At 66.7% G+C, this 16,945-nt stretch carries 17 protein-coding genes; 9 read left to right on the top strand and 8 right to left on the bottom strand.

Translation table 11 applies throughout. The annotated features are described in order from the left end of the window. Nucleotides 1-8: 8 nt before the first annotated feature. The 6 genes from GTZ97_RS01025 to GTZ97_RS01000 all read right to left on the bottom strand — a co-directional run bounded on the left by GTZ97_RS01025 (nt 9) and on the right by GTZ97_RS01000 (nt 6,604). Nucleotides 9-1,463, bottom strand: a complete 1,455-nt coding sequence (locus tag GTZ97_RS01025; protein ID WP_161648636.1) for an NAD(P)(+) transhydrogenase (Re/Si-specific) subunit beta — start codon at nt 1,461-1,463, stop codon at nt 9-11. Beyond that, nucleotides 1,460-1,771, bottom strand: coding sequence for an NAD(P) transhydrogenase subunit alpha part 2 (locus tag GTZ97_RS01020; RefSeq protein WP_161648635.1), 312 nt, complete (start codon nt 1,769-1,771; stop codon nt 1,460-1,462). Before GTZ97_RS01020 ends, GTZ97_RS01025 begins: the two co-directional genes overlap by 4 nt. A 30-nt stretch (nt 1,772-1,801) precedes the next feature. Further along, on the bottom strand, nt 1,802-2,167 hold the full coding sequence (gene panD, locus GTZ97_RS01015; RefSeq protein ID WP_161648634.1) for an aspartate 1-decarboxylase: 366 nt from the start codon (nt 2,165-2,167) through the stop codon (nt 1,802-1,804). Between the two features lie 31 nt (nt 2,168-2,198). Further along, on the bottom strand, nt 2,199-3,314 hold the full coding sequence (locus tag GTZ97_RS01010; RefSeq protein WP_161648633.1) for a Re/Si-specific NAD(P)(+) transhydrogenase subunit alpha: 1,116 nt from the start codon (nt 3,312-3,314) through the stop codon (nt 2,199-2,201). A 179-nt stretch (nt 3,315-3,493) separates the two neighbouring features. Next, nucleotides 3,494-4,399 carry a methyl-accepting chemotaxis protein gene (locus GTZ97_RS01005; protein WP_236650962.1) on the bottom strand — a complete coding sequence of 302 codons (906 nt, stop codon included), beginning with the start codon at nt 4,397-4,399 and terminating at the stop codon, nt 3,494-3,496. Nucleotides 4,400-4,507: 108 nt separating this feature from the next. After that, complete coding sequence (locus GTZ97_RS01000; protein ID WP_161648631.1) at nt 4,508-6,604, bottom strand: putative bifunctional diguanylate cyclase/phosphodiesterase; 2,097 nt, start codon at nt 6,602-6,604, stop codon at nt 4,508-4,510. Nucleotides 6,605-6,915: 311 nt separating this feature from the next. On the opposite strand from GTZ97_RS01000, the gene GTZ97_RS00995 reads away from it, so the two are divergent. Genes GTZ97_RS00995 through GTZ97_RS00970 form a run of 6 tightly spaced genes read left to right on the top strand, consistent with a single transcriptional unit; the run spans nt 6,916 to nt 11,458 of the window. Continuing rightward, a complete protein-coding gene (locus tag GTZ97_RS00995; protein ID WP_161648630.1) occupies nt 6,916-7,557 on the top strand; it encodes a TetR/AcrR family transcriptional regulator in 642 nt (213 codons plus the stop codon). A gap of 59 nt (nt 7,558-7,616) precedes the next feature. Then, the gene (locus GTZ97_RS00990) at nt 7,617-8,174 is read left to right on the top strand and encodes an NUDIX hydrolase (protein ID WP_161648629.1); all 558 of its coding nucleotides are present in this window, start codon (nt 7,617-7,619) and stop codon (nt 8,172-8,174) included. Nucleotides 8,175-8,221: 47 nt separating this feature from the next. Next, on the top strand, nt 8,222-9,358 hold the full coding sequence (mnmA, locus tag GTZ97_RS00985) for a tRNA 2-thiouridine(34) synthase MnmA (RefSeq protein WP_161648628.1): 1,137 nt from the start codon (nt 8,222-8,224) through the stop codon (nt 9,356-9,358). A gap of 20 nt (nt 9,359-9,378) precedes the next feature. Beyond that, a complete protein-coding gene (locus tag GTZ97_RS00980) occupies nt 9,379-9,831 on the top strand; it encodes a PIN domain-containing protein (RefSeq protein ID WP_161648627.1) in 453 nt (150 codons plus the stop codon). 7 nt (nt 9,832-9,838) lie between these two features. Then, the gene (locus tag GTZ97_RS00975; RefSeq protein WP_161648626.1) at nt 9,839-10,432 is read left to right on the top strand and encodes a YceB family lipoprotein; all 594 of its coding nucleotides are present in this window, start codon (nt 9,839-9,841) and stop codon (nt 10,430-10,432) included. Between the two features lie 54 nt (nt 10,433-10,486). After that, nucleotides 10,487-11,458, top strand: a complete 972-nt coding sequence (locus GTZ97_RS00970; RefSeq protein WP_161648625.1) for a PaaI family thioesterase — start codon at nt 10,487-10,489, stop codon at nt 11,456-11,458. A gap of 26 nt (nt 11,459-11,484) precedes the next feature. Here GTZ97_RS00970 and GTZ97_RS00965 read toward each other — a convergent pair whose 3' ends face one another. Further along, nucleotides 11,485-12,279 (bottom strand): SDR family oxidoreductase, encoded by a 795-nt coding sequence (locus GTZ97_RS00965; RefSeq protein WP_161648624.1) that lies wholly within the window; start codon nt 12,277-12,279, stop codon nt 11,485-11,487. A 76-nt stretch (nt 12,280-12,355) separates the two neighbouring features. After that, a complete protein-coding gene (gene glpD / locus GTZ97_RS00960; RefSeq protein ID WP_236650936.1) occupies nt 12,356-14,002 on the bottom strand; it encodes a glycerol-3-phosphate dehydrogenase in 1,647 nt (548 codons plus the stop codon). Nucleotides 14,003-14,159: 157 nt separating this feature from the next. On the opposite strand from glpD, the gene GTZ97_RS00955 reads away from it, so the two are divergent. From GTZ97_RS00955 to GTZ97_RS00945, 3 genes are read left to right on the top strand one after another with little or no spacing between them, the layout of a single operon-like run. Next, a complete protein-coding gene (locus GTZ97_RS00955; protein ID WP_161648622.1) occupies nt 14,160-14,942 on the top strand; it encodes a DeoR/GlpR family DNA-binding transcription regulator in 783 nt (260 codons plus the stop codon). A gap of 15 nt (nt 14,943-14,957) precedes the next feature. Beyond that, the gene (gene glpK / locus GTZ97_RS00950) at nt 14,958-16,478 is read left to right on the top strand and encodes a glycerol kinase GlpK (RefSeq protein ID WP_161648621.1); all 1,521 of its coding nucleotides are present in this window, start codon (nt 14,958-14,960) and stop codon (nt 16,476-16,478) included. A gap of 33 nt (nt 16,479-16,511) precedes the next feature. Then, the gene (locus GTZ97_RS00945; protein WP_161648857.1) at nt 16,512-16,940 is read left to right on the top strand and encodes a PACE efflux transporter; all 429 of its coding nucleotides are present in this window, start codon (nt 16,512-16,514) and stop codon (nt 16,938-16,940) included. Nucleotides 16,941-16,945: the final 5 nt, after the last annotated feature.

Below are 16,945 nucleotides of genomic sequence, written 5' to 3'. Positions count from 1 at the left end.
GGTCAGACTCACTCCACCGCCTTGACCATGTCCTCGACCACCTTCTTGGCGTCGCCGAACACCATCATGGTCTTGTCCATGTAGAACAGCTCGTTGTCCAGGCCGGCGTAACCACTGGCCATCGAGCGCTTGTTCACGATCACAGTCTTGGCCTTGTAGGCCTCCAGGATCGGCATGCCGTAGATGGGCGAGCCCTTGACGTGCGCGGCCGGGTTCACCACGTCGTTGGCGCCCAGGATGATGGCCACGTCAGCCTGCCCAAACTCGGCGTTGATGTCTTCCATTTCGTGCACCTGGTCGTAAGGCACTTCGGCCTCGGCCAGCAGCACGTTCATGTGACCGGGCATGCGACCGGCCACCGGGTGGATGGCGTACTTGACGGTGATGCCCTTCTCGGTGAGCTTCTGAGCCAGCTCCTTCACCGCGTGCTGAGCGCGGGCCACGGCCAGACCGTAGCCCGGCACGATGACCACCGACTCGGCGTTGCCCAGAATGAAGGCGGCGTCGTCGGCCGAGCCGCTCTTGACGCTACGCTGCTGCTGCGCGCCACCGGCACCGGCTGCGCCCGCATCACCACCGAAGCCGCCCAGGATCACGTTGAAGAACGAGCGGTTCATCGCCTTGCACATGATGTACGAGAGGATGGCGCCCGACGACCCCACCAGCGAACCGGCGATGATCAGCATGGGGTTGTTCAGCGAGAAGCCGATGCCCGCAGCGGCCCAGCCCGAGTAGCTGTTGAGCATCGACACCACCACCGGCATGTCGGCGCCGCCAATGGGGATGATGATCAGCACACCGAGGATGAAGCTCAGGGCGATCAGCGCGACGAACAGGTCCATGCGCTGCGTGGCCATGAAGGCGCCGATCAGGCCCAGGGCCAGCAGGCCGAGGGCCAGGTTCAGCATGTGCTGACCCTTGAAGATGACCGGCGCACCCTGGAACAGACGGAACTTGTACTTGCCACTGAGCTTGCCGAAGGCAATGACCGAGCCCGAGAAGGTGATGGCACCGATGGCGGCACCCAGTGCCAGCTCCAGCAGGTTGCCCACCGGGATCTGCGCGATCTCGCCTGCGACCGGCTTGGCCACGATCTGGAAGGCCCAGGGTTCGGCCACCACGGCCACGGCGATGAACACCGCCGCCAGACCGATCATGCTGTGCATGAAGGCGACCAGCTCCGGCATCTTGGTCATCTCGACGCGCTTGGCCATCACGGCACCGGCGCCGCCGCCGACGACCAGGCCGGCCAGCACATAGCCCAAACCTTCAACGAAATCGAGTTGCAGCGCCTGCACCTGACCGTGGATCAGGCCCACGGTGGTGAGCACCGCGATGGCCATGCCCGTCATGCCGAACAGGTTGCCGCGGATGGACGTGGTCGGGTGGCTCAGGCCCTTGAGCGCCTGGATGAAGCACACCGAAGCGACCAGGTACAGCAGTGCGATGAGGTTCATGCTCATTTGCTGGCTCCTGCCTTCTTGTCCTTCTTCTTGAACATCTCGAGCATGCGGCGGGTGACGAGGAAGCCACCGAACACGTTGACCGCCGCCAGCGCCACGGCCAGCACGCCCATGATCTTGCCCGTGGGGGTTTCGGTCAGCGCGGCCGCCAGCATGGCGCCCACGATGACGATGGCCGACACGGCGTTGGTCACGGCCATCAGCGGGGTGTGGAGGGCGGGCGTCACGTTCCAGACCACGTGGTAGCCGACGTAGATGGCCAGCACGAAGATGGTCAGGTTGATGACGACGTGCGAGATCGCTTCCATCGTTGTCTCCTGGTTCTATTCAGATGAGGATCAGTCGAACTTGCGGATTTCCTTGATGGCATTGCGCTCGTCGAGCAGCACCACCTTGGGCTTGTAGCTGGACACCTCGGTCTCCGACATCGGCGCGTAGGTGCAGATGATCAGCAGGTCGCCGACGTGGGCCTTGCGGGCCGCCGCGCCATTGAGCGAAATGACACCCGAACCGCGCGGCGCCTTGATGACGTAGGTGGAGAAGCGTTCGCCGTTGTTGATGTTGTAGAGCTCGATGTACTCGAACTCCTTCATGTCGGCGGCATCCAGCAGGTCTTCATCGATCCCGCAAGAGCCTTCGTAATTCAGGTCGGCCTCGGTGACCGTGGCGCGGTGCAGCTTGGCCCGCAGCATGACGCGTTGCATGAGGTGGTACTCCAGGAAAGGGGGCGCGAGGTCAGGTACGCAGCAGCTGACCGTCGCGGCACATCAGACAGGCCTTGACGATGTCGTCTTCCAGATCGACATGGAACTGGCCGTCCTTGTTGATGACGAGCTTGAGGAAGTCGAGCACGTTGCGCGCGTACAGCGCAGACGCGTCGGCAGCGACCAGGGCGGGCAGGTTGGTTTCACCCACGAGGGTGACGCCATGCTTGACCACGGTCTTGCCGGCTTCCGTCAGCGGGCAATTGCCCCCCTGGGCGGCAGCCAGATCGACGATGACCGAACCTGGCTTCATGGACTTGACCATCTCCTCGGTCACCAGCACGGGGGCGGCGCGACCGGGGATGAGGGCGGTGGTGATGACCACATCGGCCTGGGCCACGCGCTTGGCGACCTCGGCCTTCTGACGGTCCAGCCAGCTCTGCGGCATGGGGCGGGCGTAACCGCCCACGCCTTCGGCGGCTTCTTTTTCTTCGGCCGTTTCATACGGCACGTCGATGAACTTGGCGCCCAGCGACTCGACCTGCTCCTTTACCGAAGGCCGCACATCGGAGGCCTCGATGACGGCACCCAGGCGCTTGGCCGTGGCAATGGCCTGCAAGCCAGCCACACCCACGCCCAGAATCACCACACGGGCCGCCTTGACGGTGCCGGCGGCAGTCATGAGCATCGGGAAAATGCGCTGGTACCTGTCGGCGGCAATCATGACGGCCTTGTAGCCCGCCAGGTTGGCCTGCGAGGACAGCACGTCCATGCTCTGTGCGCGTGTGGTGCGCGGCGCGGCTTCGAGGGCAAAGGCCGTCAGCTTCGCATCGGTCAGCGCCTGCAAGCCGTCCTTGTCAAACGGGTTGAGCATGCCCACCAGCACGGCGCCGGGCTTCATCAGCGCACGCTCGTCCGCCTGAGGCGAGCGAACTTTGAGCACCATGTCGCAACCCAGCGCGCCGGCGGCGTCGGTGATCTCGGCGCCAGCGGCCAGATAGGCTTCGTCGGTCACGCTGGCTGCCACACCCGCGCCGGACTGCACACGCAGCGTGTGGCCCTGGGCTTTCAGTTTCTTGACGGTTTCAGGAGTCACTGCCACGCGGGTTTCGCCGGCAAAGGTTTCCTGGGGTATGCCGATCAGCATACGAGTCTCCTACTGTGGTGTTCGGGTGCGGACAAATGTTTCTGGCCGGTAAACGGCACGGAACTCGCCAGCATACACAAAGTTCGCCGAGGTCACTGACCGTTTCGGTCACTGCCCCCGTACTCCAGCGCCATGCAGATCGCCGGATTGTCGCAGAATTGACTTTGTGTGTGGTCAGATCAGCCCGCGCCGACCGCGGACAGGGCCGTGCGGCACAACGCTGTCTGCTGTCTGACCGTGTCATCCAGGCTGACCAGCGCATCGGCGATGCAGCCGATCCGCTCCGTCTGTGCCTGCGTGTCACTGGCGATTTCTTCCAGTAGCACGTGTACCTGCTGAACCTGCGCCACCAGTTCTGCCATGGTTGCGCCGGCTTCCCGGGCATGCGTGGCGCCTGAGCTCATCCGGCTCACGCTGTGCTCTACCAGGCCCCGGATCTGGCGCGCGGAGCCGGCACTGTGCTGCGCAAGGGCGCGCACCTCCGCCGCCACCACCGCAAAGCCGCGGCCCTGCGGCCCCGCACGTGCCGCTTCGACGGCTGCGTTCAATGCGAGGATGTTGGTCTGAAAGGCGATCTGATCGATCACCGCAACAATCTCGGAGATCTCCCGAGAGCGTTCAGCCAGGCTCTGCATTGCCGACACCACCGCCTCAACCGCCACACCGCCCTGGGTGGCAATGTCGCTGGCGGAGCGCGACAGGTCCGCCGCCAGGCGCGCAGCATCGGCCTGTTCGCACACGGAGCCGCGTACCGTTTCCGCTTGCCGGCGCGTGACGTCGACACCGGCCTGGGCGCGTGCTGTCAGGACGTCGAGGGCACGCCAGTTGTCGACCGCGAAGGCAGCAGGCGTGGTCGCCGGGGCCGCATCAGGTGCAGCGTGGGTGATACACCCGTGTGCGGGATGCGCATCGCTGTCACGCGCGAAGGCAGGCGCCGATGGCGTCGGACGCAGGTAAGCCAGTTGCCGTCTGGCAAAACCGCACCCCAGCGCCGCGCCCAGCGCCACCCCGACCAGGGTGGACTGGACCCAGCCCTGTGCGTGCCAGGCGGCGAACACAAGCGCCACCGGCAGCCCTACCAGCATGGCGATCAACGCACACGACAGTCGAGGCAGTGCGCGAGCCTGGCGGGCGGGCATCGAAGAAACGAGTGCTGGGTGCGACATGCTTGCTCCAGTAGGCCTTGGGATGGATCAGCCGCCGGCGTGAGACCGGACTCGGGCCAGCGCGTCATCTGCCGTCTCCGGTCGTCCGAGGTAGTAGCCCTGCATCACGTCGCAGCCCTGGCAAGCCAGGAACTGTCGTTGCGCCTCGGTCTCAATGCCCTCGGCCACCAGCTCGAGCCCCAGGGCATGGGCCATTTCGATGGCGGCGCTGCAGATCGCGCGGTCATTCGCGCTGCGCTCGAGGTCCTTGACGAAGGCGCGGTCGAGCTTGATGCGCTGAATGGGCAGGGTCTTGAGATAGGCCAAAGAGGAGTAGCCGGTACCGAAATCGTCCACAGCCCAGCTCACCCCCGCCTCGCGCAGTCGGTTCATCTGCTCGATGCAACGTGCCGGATCGCGCATGGCGACCGACTCGGTCAGCTCAAGCTCCAGCGTACCGGGCGGAAGGCCGTAGGTCTGGAGGTGCGCGCTCAGGCGCTCCGGCAGGGCCACATCGTGCAACTCGTCTGCGGAGAGGTTGATGGCAATGCGCAGGTGCTTGCCCCCCGCATCCGCCCAGGTACGCCAGTGTCGGCAAGCCTCACGGGCCACCCAGTCCCCGATGTGACGGATCAAGCCTGTCTGCTCCGCCAACGGGATGAACTGGTCGGGCGGCACGGCCTCGCCTGCGCTGGTTGTCCACCGAATGAGGGCCTCGAATCCGAGCAATACACCTCCGCATGCAGCGAACTGCGGTTGAAACCGCAAGCTGAACTCCTGCTGCGGCAACGCCTGCCTGAGCTTGCTTTCCAGTGCAAAACGCTGCGCGCTCAGCGCATGCAGCTCGGGCCGGAAGGTCACCACGGCCCCCTGACCGACGGCCTTGGCGGCGTGGAGGGCGGCGTCGGCGTGGCGCATCAGCTCGGCTGCGCTCCCGCCGTGGTCCGGGTACAGGGACAGTCCAATCGATGCGGCGACATGGAGGTCGTGGTCGTGCACGCGCATGGGCTCGGCCAGCGCAGCGAGCATCTTGGCCGCCAGGGGCGCCACAACGGTCTCGTCATGCAGCTCGACAAGCAACACCACGAACTCGTCTCCGCCCAGCCTCGCTACAAGGTCGTCGCTTCGCACAGCCGCCTTCAGGCGCTGCGCAATCAGCTTGAGCACCTCATCGCCAGCCGAATGGCCCAACGAGTCATTGATGGTCTTGAACCGGTCAAGGTCTATGAACAGCAATGCCATGCCTGGGCTGCCGTCCGACCGGCGGCTCAGGCGCTGACGCAGCACGGACTGCAGCTGCTCCCGATTCGCCAGCCCAGTCAAGGTGTCATGCCACGACAGATAGTCAATGCGATCCTGGGCAAGCCGACCGTCGGTGACGTCGCAGACGAGCGCGCTCAATCTGAGCGTGGCGTCACGGCGGTCCAGGTAGCCGCGTTCTCGCAGCCACTTCGTCCGGCCGCTCGCTTCGCGCACGCGGTACTCGATTTCGTAAGGGCCGCGCTCGACCTCACGATACGCCGCCTGCAAGGTGCCACGGTCTTGCGGCTCGACCCGCGCAATGTGCGCGTCCAGATGGCGGGGCAGCTCGTCGGCGCCTCCGCCCAGTATGGCCTCGGCCCCCGGCGTCCAGTGCATGACATGCTCGGACAGCGCATACTCGAAGCCCGCCATGCGGGCGAGACTCAGGGCCTCGCGCATGCGGCGCTCGCCCGCCTCCAGCGCTTCGCGGGCGCGACGCTGGGCCGTGACATCTGCCTGCACGGCAACGAAATGACAAACCTCGCCGTCGGCGCCACGAACCGGCTGGATATTTAACTGAACCCAGTAAGGGCTGCCGTCTTTCCGATAATTAACCAACTCCGCCTGCTCAACGGGCTCGCCCGCGCGGACCTTGTCCCGGATGAGATTCAAGGTCGTTCTGCAGGTGAGCGGGCCATGCAGAAACTCGCCGGGTTGGCGCCCCACTACTTCTGAAAGCGCCCAGCCTGTGACCACGGTGTAGGCGGGGTTGACATACTCGATGCGCCGATACCGATCGGTGATGACCACCATGTTATGGGTGTGCTCCACCACCAGCCGGTACTTCGCTGCGTGGCAGCCGGCACCGCAGGCCGCTGCCGTGTCGTCGATCGGAAGCTCCACCTCTCCCCCCTTGTGCGCTTTGTCAGGACGCATCTCGCCGACCAGAAACCAACAGCCTCGCGCCGGTTTCGTTATTTGTACACGTATTGTACTTGTACAAAACGCGTATAACCGAAAAAAAACGGGGGCTTGCCACCCCGTCTCGGGGTTTGGGCGCAAACTTGGTCTTGCTGACTCCTACGACGACGGCGATTTCCTGAGGCGAGCATTTCCCTTCAGCATGGTCATTGCAATTGCTTCGCACCCCAGAGAGCGCCAACCCCTGCTGAATATGCGTGCCCTGGCGCCCCGGCCCTCGGCACTTGTCCACCATGCCCCGCACCCACAACAAGCGCCGCGTTACGCCGGAAGAACGTGATCAGTTCAGGGCCCAGCTGATTGACATTGCGCGCCGTATTTTCCTGGCCGAGGGTTACGGCGCGGTGACCATCCGCCGCGTGGCAGCAGAGGCGGGCGTCACGCCCATGGCGTTTTACTGGTACTTTGAAAGCAAGGACGCCTTGCTGACCGTCATCTGGGACGAGTTCATCAAGGATTCCGCTGAAACTTGCGCGCGCGCCGCCGATGCCGCCGGACCCGCGTCCGCGAAGGTGCTTGCATATTTCGCGACATTTCTCGATTACTGGCTGGCGCGGCGCGACCGCTTCCGTTTCATTTTCCTGAGCGATTCGCATACCGTCGACTACACGAGCCTGCGAAAGCAGTTGTTTGCGATGCCCGGCGTGAAGCAGCATTTTTCGCAATATGACGCCCTGCTGGCGCCGCTGTTCCATGGGCGCCCCGATATGACGCAACGGGTGGAACAACTGCGCACCTTGTCGATGTACCGCGTGTTCGGCTTCTTGTATTGCACGGTGGGCATCTACGACTACGACGCTGTGGAAACACGGCGCTTGCGCCAATTGGTCACGGACGAAATGGGGCGCTGCCTCGATCACTGGTGCACACACTGAGACCGGGGGGATCACATCGTCACCCGTTGGACATGATCTTGGCGGATAATGCTCGGCTCATGAACCCCGTCGATTTGCTGGAAGCCCTCTCTGCCGCGGACGCGCCCCAGTCACCTGCCAAGGTGCGCTGGAAGCCCAACGTCACCGTGGCGGCGCTGATCGAGCATGACGGCCGCTTCCTGCTGGTCGAGGAAGACACCTCGGATGGCCTGCTGCTGAACAACCCGGCAGGCCACCTGGACCTGGGTGAATCGCCCATTCAGGGCGTGATCCGCGAGACACTCGAGGAAACCGCGCGCACGTTCCAGCCGCACGGTTTTGTGGGCATGTTCATGTCGCGCTTCCGCCGCACGCGTACCGGCGAAGACGTCACCTACCTGCGGCTGGCTTTTTACGGCACCGTGTCGGAGGCCGACGCCAGCCTGCAGCTCGACGAGGGGATCGTGCGCACCGTGTGGATGACGCCGGACGAGATCCGTGCCTGCCCTGAGCGCCACCGCAGCCCGCTGGTGCTGGAGTGTGTCGAGCGCTATCTGGCTGGCGAGCGCTACCCGCTGTCGCTGCTCACGGTGCACGACAGCGTGTTCTCCGCGCCCAACTTCAACCGCGCCGCCTGAGTCGGCCCCGACCGGCTCGCCGGTCAGCCCTTGCCGTGCATCCCACCATGTCTCAGCCCCTCCACCGCGTCGTTGTAGGCCTGAGCGGCGGCGTGGATTCGGCCGTCTCGGCCTGGCTGCTGAAACAGCAGGGCCACGAGGTCATCGGCATCTTCATGAAGAACTGGGAAGATGACGACGACAGCGAGTATTGCTCGTCGCGTCAGGATTTCCTGGATGCCGCGTCGGTCGCCGACGTGATCGGCATCGAGATCGAGCACGTGAATTTCGCAGCCGACTACAAGGACCGCGTCTTCGCCGAGTTTCTGCGCGAGTACCAGGCCGGCCGCACGCCCAACCCCGATGTGCTGTGCAACGCCGAGATCAAGTTCAAGGCCTTTCTGGACCACGCGATGCGCCTGGGCGCAGAGAAGATCGCCACCGGGCACTATGCGCGGGTGCGCGGGGTGGCCGATGCCTCGTTCGAAGGCGGAGAGCGCTTCGAGCTGCTCAAGGGGCTCGACCCGCTGAAGGATCAGAGTTACTTCCTGCATCGCCTGAACCAGGCGCAGCTGAGCAAGACGATGTTCCCGGTGGGCGAGTTGCCCAAGACCGAGGTACGCCGCATTGCCGACGAGATCCGGCTACCCAACGCGAAGAAGAAGGATTCGACCGGCATCTGCTTCATTGGCGAGCGGCCGTTCCGCGAGTTTCTCAACCGCTACCTGAGCAACACCCCCGGCCCCATCAAGGACGACCGTGGCCGCAAGCTGGGCGAGCACGTCGGCCTGAGCTTCTACACGCTGGGCCAGCGCAAGGGCATCGGCATCGGTGGCGTGAAGGACAAGGGCGCTTCCCGTGGCGGCGGCGAGCACGAACCCTGGTTTGTCGCGCGCAAGGACATGACCACCAACACGCTGTATGTGGTGCAGGGGCACGACCACCCCTGGCTGCAGCAGCACACGCTAATGGCCGACGATTTGAGCTGGGTGGATGGGCGCGGGCCGACGCTGGCACAGGCAGGCGTCGGCGCCAAGACGCGCTATCGCCAGGCCGATGCGCCCTGCGAGGTGACGGCGGTGGATGCCAGGACCTTGCAGCTGCGCTTTCCGCAGGCGCAATGGGCGGTTACGCCCGGGCAATCGGCCGTGCTGTACCAGGGCGAGGTGTGCCTGGGCGGGGGCGTGATCGCGTCGGCGGCGTGATGCAAACGGGCACACTGCGCATGGATCACCCAGCGGACGACAGCGCCCCCATCGTCATCCTCGACACGAACGCCCTGCTCGACTGGCGCGTCTTCAAAGACCCCGCCGCCCAGCCCATTGTCGACGGCATCCTCAGCGGCGCGCTGCGTTGGCTCGCCTGCCCCTCGATGGAGCAGGAGTGGCACCAGGTCTGGCCGCGCAGTTACTTCCGCGACTGGCAGCCCGACCCGATGTTGACGCTGACGGTGTTCCAGCACGCGACCTTCGTGGACGAGCCGCCACGTTGCGGCTTGCGCTGCAAGGATCCTGATGACCAAGTCTTCATCGACCTGGCCATCCACGTGGGCGCACGCTGGCTGTTCAGCAAGGATGCGGCGCTGCTCAAGCTCGGCCGGCGCGCGCAGCGCCTGCATGGGGTGCAGGTGCTGCCGCTGGCCACCTGGGCCGGCACGCCCCTGCGGGATGCGGCATGATCGGCCCATGGCTGCACACACCCCTGACCCCATGAACGGGCGACGCGCCTGGCTGCGGATGGCGCCCTGGTGGCTCGCCGGCAGCGGCATCGCCTTGCTGACCGCCTGCGCCAGCGTGCTTGGCCCGCGTACGGTCGAGATCAGCCAGGCCGAGTTGCTGGACAAGCTCTCGAAGCAGTTTCCCGCCACACAGCGCCTGATGAACGTGCTGGATGTTCAGGCGCTGGCGCCCCGGCTCACGCTGCACCCCGACACCAACCGCGTGACGGCGGCCATCCCGCTGGTGGCCAAGGACCTGTTGCGCAGCCAGGAGCACAAGGGCGAGGTGGCGCTGAGCTTCGGGCTGCGCTTTGAGCCTCAGGACATGACCATCCGGCTCAAGCAGCCGAAGGTGGAATCGGCCCGCATCGCCGGGCTGCCGGCCACGCTGGAGCGGGGCCTCACCCGCGCCGCGGCTTGGCTGGCCGAAGAGCGGCTGGACAACCAGATCGTGCACCGCTTCAAGCCGGAAGACCTGCGCCGGGCCGACCGCATGGGCTATGTGGTGCACGACCTGCGTGTCACGGCCCAGGGCCTCGCGGTCGACCTGCGCCCACGCTGATCGAAACTTGTGGACAATGCGGTTTCTCCGCGTTCTCCTCGATCGAGCATCGGCATGAGCATCTTCACTGGCGACAACCGCAAGGCCTCGGCGCAGGCCTTCATCTCGGGCATCCCTTACGCGTCGGCGTCGGGCATGCGGCTGGAAGACGTCAGCGAAGGCCGCTGCAGCCTGCTTCTGCCCGCGCGCGCCACGTGGACCGGTGACAGCGAACGCAAGCTGATCCACCCCGGCTGCCTGAGCGTGCTGGCCGATACGGCCTGCGGTGTGGCCGTCGGCTGCGCGATGGAAGAACTCGAGCCTTACGCCACGCTTGACCTGCGCATGGATTACCTGCGCCCGCCGGTGGCCGAAACCGACCTGATCTGCACGGCCGAATGCCATCGGCTGTCGCGCAGCGTCGCCTTTGTGCGCGGCGAACTGCACCAGCCCGGTCAGAGCGAGCCTGTGGCCACTGTGCACGCCACTTTCATGCGCGCCACGGCCAACACGCGCCGCAAGGATGCGGGCACCGCGTCGCGCCAGCCCACACCCTCAGAAGCCGCCTCGGCACTCATCGCACCGGCCAGTGTGGAGTCGAGCAAGGTGTTCGTGTCGACCCCCGACGCCACCCCCGAAACCCTGGCGCTGCCACCGGGCCGCTCGCCTTATGTGGACTTTCTGAACATCCACCAGCAGACGCAGGTGGACGCGGGCCCGGTGTTCCGCATGCCCTTCAAGCCCGAGCTGATCGGCAACCCGGTGCTGCCAGCGCTGCACGGCGGCATCTTGGCCGGCTTCGGCGAAACGGCCATGATCCTGCACCTGGTGCAGACCAACCCGGGCATCACGGGCGTGCCGCGCGGCGTGGACTTCGCGATCGCCTACATGCGCTCGGCCAAGCCGGTGGACACCTTTGCACAATGCACCACGGTGCGCCAGGGCAACCGCGTGGCGCTGGTGATGGTGTCGCTGTGGCAGGACGACCCGTGCAAGCCGGTGGTGCAGGCCCGTGGTCACTTCCTGATGCCGCGCGACGACGCCTGAAGGGCCTCGCCAAGCGAGGGGCGGGCTCAGTAGCCCGCCATGCGGGCCGTCACCACGCGGTTCATGAAGCTGGGCGACAGCTTGGAGAGCAGTGCAAACAGCTTGGTCTGCCAGCCGACATGGGTGTGCACGGGCATGCGCGCGGCCGCCATGTTGGCCAGCCGCCAGACCGCCTCGGCCACGTCTTCGGGGCCCAGTCTCACACCCAGGGTCTGCACCGTTTTCATGCGGCTGACCTCGTCGGCCACCATGGCGGTGTTGACGAACAGCGGCAGCACGTCGACCACACGCACACCATGGCGCTGCCACTCGATGTCCAGCGCCTCGGTCAGGCTGCGTACGGCGGCCTTGGTGGCCGAGTAGCTGGCCAGTTCGGGCTGGCCGTACAAGGCCGAGGCCGAGCACATGTTGATCACGCGACTGCCTGGCGTGCGGCGCAGGTACAGCGCCGCGGCATGACACCCATTGACCACGCCCTTGAGGTTGATGTCGATAAGGCGGTGGTGGCGTGCCAGATCGGCCGCCTCGAATGGGCTGGTCACGGCGATGCCCGCGTTGTTGAGCAGCACATCCAACCGCCCGCCCGCCGCATCGGTGAAGCGGCGCAGGGCCGCATCCCAGTCCTCGGGCTGCGTCACATCCAACCGGCCCGCCACCGTTGCGGCGCCGCCGAGGCCGCGCTGCACGGCCAGCACCCCCGCTTCGTCGATGTCCCACAGGCCCACGAACCAGCCCTGGGCTGCAAACCGCTCGGCCACCGCGCGGCCGATGCCGGCGGCAGCACCGGTCACGAAAAGGGCGGGCGCTTGAGCAGGGTGCATGGGTCAACTCCAAAAGCGGCTGAGTGTGGTCAGGGGCCACCGCGTCGTCTTGACCGCAGCAGCCAGCATTTTGACATCACGCGCCAACACCCCGCATCCGGACGAACGACTGCACCGCGCGCTGACGCAGCCACTGGCGCACCTGCTCCCGCCCTGCCGCGTCCAGGTGCAGGCCGAGCTTGGTGCGGCGCCACAGCACGTCGTCGCCAGTCTGTGCCCACTCGTGCTCGACCAGGTGAAGGAGTTCCCGCTCGAACACCCCGGGGGCCACCTCGGCGCCCAGCTCAGCGCACGTGCTCGCGCCCTCCAGCAGCCGCGGAACCTCGCTGCCATAGGTGCGCGCCCAGCGCTGCAGCAGCTCGACTTCCATCCACGGGTAACGGGTCAGCAACCAGCCCAGGTACTGGCTCAGCGCCTGGCCGGGCTGCAGGGGCTCGCACATCACACCCGCGAGGTCACCACCGGGCAAGGTCGCATCGGCCGTCCACGCGCGGCGGGGCTCGCCCAACAGCGCCCCGACCTGATGGGCGGCCTGCTCGGCCAGCACACGGAAGGTGGTGAGCTTGCCGCCCCACACAGTGAGCCACGGCGCGGGTTCGGCGCGGGCCTGCAGCAGGTAGTCACGCGTCACCGCGGCTGCGTTGCCGCTGGCATCGTCCAGCAGCGGGCGCACGCCCGCGTACGACCACACCACGTCAGCGGGCTGGATCGGCCGCGCCAGGTAGCGCCCCAGTTCGCGACACAGATAGGCCACTTCGTCGCCATCGATGGCCACCCGAGCCGGGTCGTCGCGCCATTCGACATCGGTGGTGCCCACCAGCGTGTAGTGCGTCTCGTAGGGGATGGCGAAAATGATGCGGCGGTCCTGCCCCTGGAAGATGTAGGCGTGGTCATGGTCGAACAGCCGGGGCACGACGATGTGGCTGCCCTTGACCAGGCGCAGGCGTCCCGGGTTGCCCACGCCGCCCTGGCCACCCTGTCCGTGATTGCCCGGCGTCTGCACCCGCATCACCTGGCGCAGCAGGTGTTCCGCCCAGGGGCCCGCCGCATTGACCACGCTGCGCGCGCGTACGCTCACGCGCCGCACCGTGTCACCCGTGTGCGCGTCGCGGCTGAGCAGTTCGGCGCGCCAGCCATGGCCTTCGGCCGTGATGTGTGCACAGCGGGTGCGCGTCAGCACCTTGGCGCCCCGCTGCACCGCGTCGCGCGCGCAGAGCACGACCAGGCGGGCGTCGTCCACCCAGCCATCCGAGTAAACGAAGCCCTTGCGCCAGCCCGGCTGCAGCGGCCCCCCCAGCGGGCTGCGGTCCAGCGCCACGGCGTGGCTGCCTGGCAGAAACTCGCGCCGCGCGAGATGGTCGTACAGCCACAGGCCCGCGCGGATCATCCAGGCCGGGCGCATGCTGGCGTCGTGAGGCAACACGAAGCGCAAGGGCCACATGATGTGCGGCGCCGAGCGCAGCAGCACCTCGCGCTCCATCAGGGCCTTGCGAACCAGACCGAACTCGCCATACTCCAGGTAACGCAGCCCCCCGTGGATGAGCTTCGTCGATGCCGACGAGGTGTGGCTGGCGAGGTCGTCCTGCTCGCACAACAGCACGCGCCAGCCTCGGCCGGCGAGGTCGCGTGCGATGCCGACGCCGTTGATGCCACCACCCACCACCAGCACGTCGACGGTGTGGTCCGCAGGGGCAGAGACGGTGGAGGATGGGGTCGGAGACAAGGCAAACTCCCGAAAAGTGACAGAAACGCGCAAATGACAGCGCGAAGCGTATCGTATTTGATCGTTTCTTTTCGTTTTTGTCTTTGTTTTTTCGTATAACCTGCGAACTTGTCCGCGAACCAAGGCCTCACGAGGGCCACCACAGGAGACATCGCCCATGCCCGCCGCTTCCAGCTGGAGCCCCAACCCACGCCAACAGGCCCTGCTTGACGAGGTCAAGACCCGGGGCGCCGTGTCCGTGGAGCGGCTGGCCCAGCGCCTGAACGTGACGATGCAGACGGTGCGGCGGGATGTCCAGCGCCTGGCCGACGCGGGGCTGCTGCAGCGCTTCCACGGCGGCGTGAGCCTGCCGCGCGAGATGCCGCTGGGTGGCGCCTGGAAAGAACGTCAGGCCCTGCGCGCCGACGCGAAGGCGCGCATTGCCCAGTCCGTGGCAGCCGCCATTCCCGCGGGCAGCAGCCTGATGCTGGGCATCGGCACCACGGTCGAAGCCGTGGCACGCGCCCTGCTCGACAAGCCTGGCCTGACGGTGGTCACCCACAACCTGCACGTCGCCAACCTGCTAAGCGAACACCGCGAATGCAAGGTGCACATTGCCGGCGGCGTGCTCCGCGGGCGCGACAGCGCGCTCGAGGGCGAGAGCACCGTGTCCTTCCTGTCCCAGTTCCGGGTGGACTACGCCATCATCAGCACGCTGGGTGTGGACCCCGACGGCACGATGCGCGACCGCGATCTGCGCGAGCTGCCAGTCGTGCAGACCCTGATGAAGCAGGCGCGCGAATGCTGGCTGGTGGCCGATGTCAGCAAGTTCGGCGAAGCCGCGCTGGCCAAGGTCGCCCATCTGCGCGACATGCGCCGCGTGTTCACCGAAGCCCTGCCCCCGGCCCCGTTCCCGCAGATGATGCAGGAATGGGGTGTGGGCCTGACCATCGCGTCCTGACGCCTGTGCATCACCATGAGCTACCTGCTCGCCCTCGACCAGGGCACCTCCAGTTCCCGCAGCATCGTGTTCGACGCGCAAGGCCGCATCCTGGCCAGCGCGCAGCTGGAGATCCGCCAGCACTACCCCCAACCCGGCTGGGTCGAGCACGACCCGCTGGAGCTGTGGGCCACCCAGCGCGACACCGCAGCGCAGGCGCTGGCGCAGTTGCGCGCCCAGGGCCATGACCTGGCCCAGCTGCGCGGCATTGGCATCACCAACCAGCGTGAGACGGTCGTGCTGTGGCGGCGGGACACGGGCCAGCCCGTGGCGCGGGCCATCGTCTGGCAGGACCGCCGCACCGAAACACGCTGCGCGCAGATGCGTGAGGCCGGCCTGGGCGAGCAGGTCCGCCGCAAGACCGGGCTGGTGATCGACCCTTACTTTTCAGGCACCAAGCTGGCCTGGTTGCTCGACCATGTTGACGGCGCCCGCGCCGCGGCCGAGCAGGGCGAACTCGCCTTCGGCACGGTCGACAGCTGGCTGCTGTGGCAGCTGACGGGCGGGCGCGTGCACGCCACCGATGTCAGCAATGCGTCGCGCACGCTGCTGTTCAACATCCACACCCAACAGTGGGACGACGAGTTGCTCGCGCTGCTCAACGTGCCACGCAGTGTCCTGCCTGAGGTGCGGCCTTCCAGCCATGTGTTCGGCGAGGTGCCGCCCGCGGTGTGGGGCGACAGCCCGGACGGCGTGCCCGTGCTGCCGGTGGGCGGCATCGCGGGTGACCAGCAGGCCGCACTGTTCGGGCAGGCCGGCTTCGAAGCGGGCCTGGCAAAGAACACCTATGGCACGGGCTGCTTCATGTTGATGCACACCGGCCAACAGGCGCGCGAGTCGGCCAACGGCCTGCTGGCCACGGCAGCCGCGCAGGTGGGCGCGCAACCCGCCTACGCCATGGAAGGCAGCGTGTTCATCGGCGGCGCCGTGGTGCAGTGGCTGCGCGACGGGTTGCAGGCCATCCGCGCAGCCAGCGAGGTGCAGACGCTGGCCGAAAGCGTGCCCGATTCGGGCGGCGTGGTGTTCGTGCCGGCCTTCACCGGCCTGGGTGCGCCCTACTGGCACAGCGAGGCGCGCGGCGCCATCCTGGGCCTGACCCGGGGCAGCACGGTGGCCCACATCGCCCGCGCAGCACTGGAATCCGTCGCCTTCCAGAGCGCGGCACTGCTGCAGGCCATGAGCCGTGACGCCGAAGCCGCGGGCGGCCGTGCGGTCAGCGAGTTGCGCGTGGATGGCGGCGCCTGCGTCAACAACCTGCTGATGCAGTTCCAGGCCGACCTGCTGGGCATTCCTGTCGTGCGGCCCAAGGTGGTCGAGACCACGGCGCTGGGCGCGGCCTATCTGGCCGGGCTGGCGACCGGCGTCTACCCCGACACCACGGCCATTGCCCGTCTGTGGCAGGCCGACCGCACCTTCTACCCCACGCTGTCGCGCGAGCGCGCGGCCGAGCGCATGGCCGAATGGGAGCGCGCGGTGCGGCAGGCCTGCACCCACTGAGCGAGGCCATCGATGTCTGCCCGGATCGGCACCCTGCAAGGGGTGCGCCGCAAGGTGGTGCACGCCACGCTCTATGAAGCCATTGCCGTGGCGGTGGTCACCGTGGCGGTCATGCTGTTCACCGACAAGGGGCTGGCCCACGCGGGCAGCCTGGCCCTGGCCACCTCGGTGGCGGCCGTGAGCTGGAACATGGTCTTCAATGCGCTGTTCGAAGCGTGGGAGCGACGCCAGGCCGACCGGACGCGCACGGTCCGTCGCCGCGTGGCGCATGCCATCGGTTTCGAAGGCGGCCTGGTGCTGCTGACGGTGCCCTTGATCGCCTGGTGGCTGGACATGAGCTGGTGGGCCGCGCTCGTGGCCGACATCGGCCTGGTCGTGTTCTTTTTGTTCTACACCTTCTGCTTCAACTGGGTGTTCGACCACGTGTTTGGCCTGCCGGCCAGCGCCGCCCCTTCGCCCTGAACCAG

This window comes from Aquabacterium fontiphilum (assembly GCF_009909205.1).
GTDB classification, from domain to species: Bacteria; Pseudomonadota; Gammaproteobacteria; order Burkholderiales; family Burkholderiaceae_C; genus Aquabacterium; species Aquabacterium fontiphilum.
Note: the sequence above shows the minus strand (reverse complement) of the source record. Positions and strands in the feature narration are given on the sequence as shown.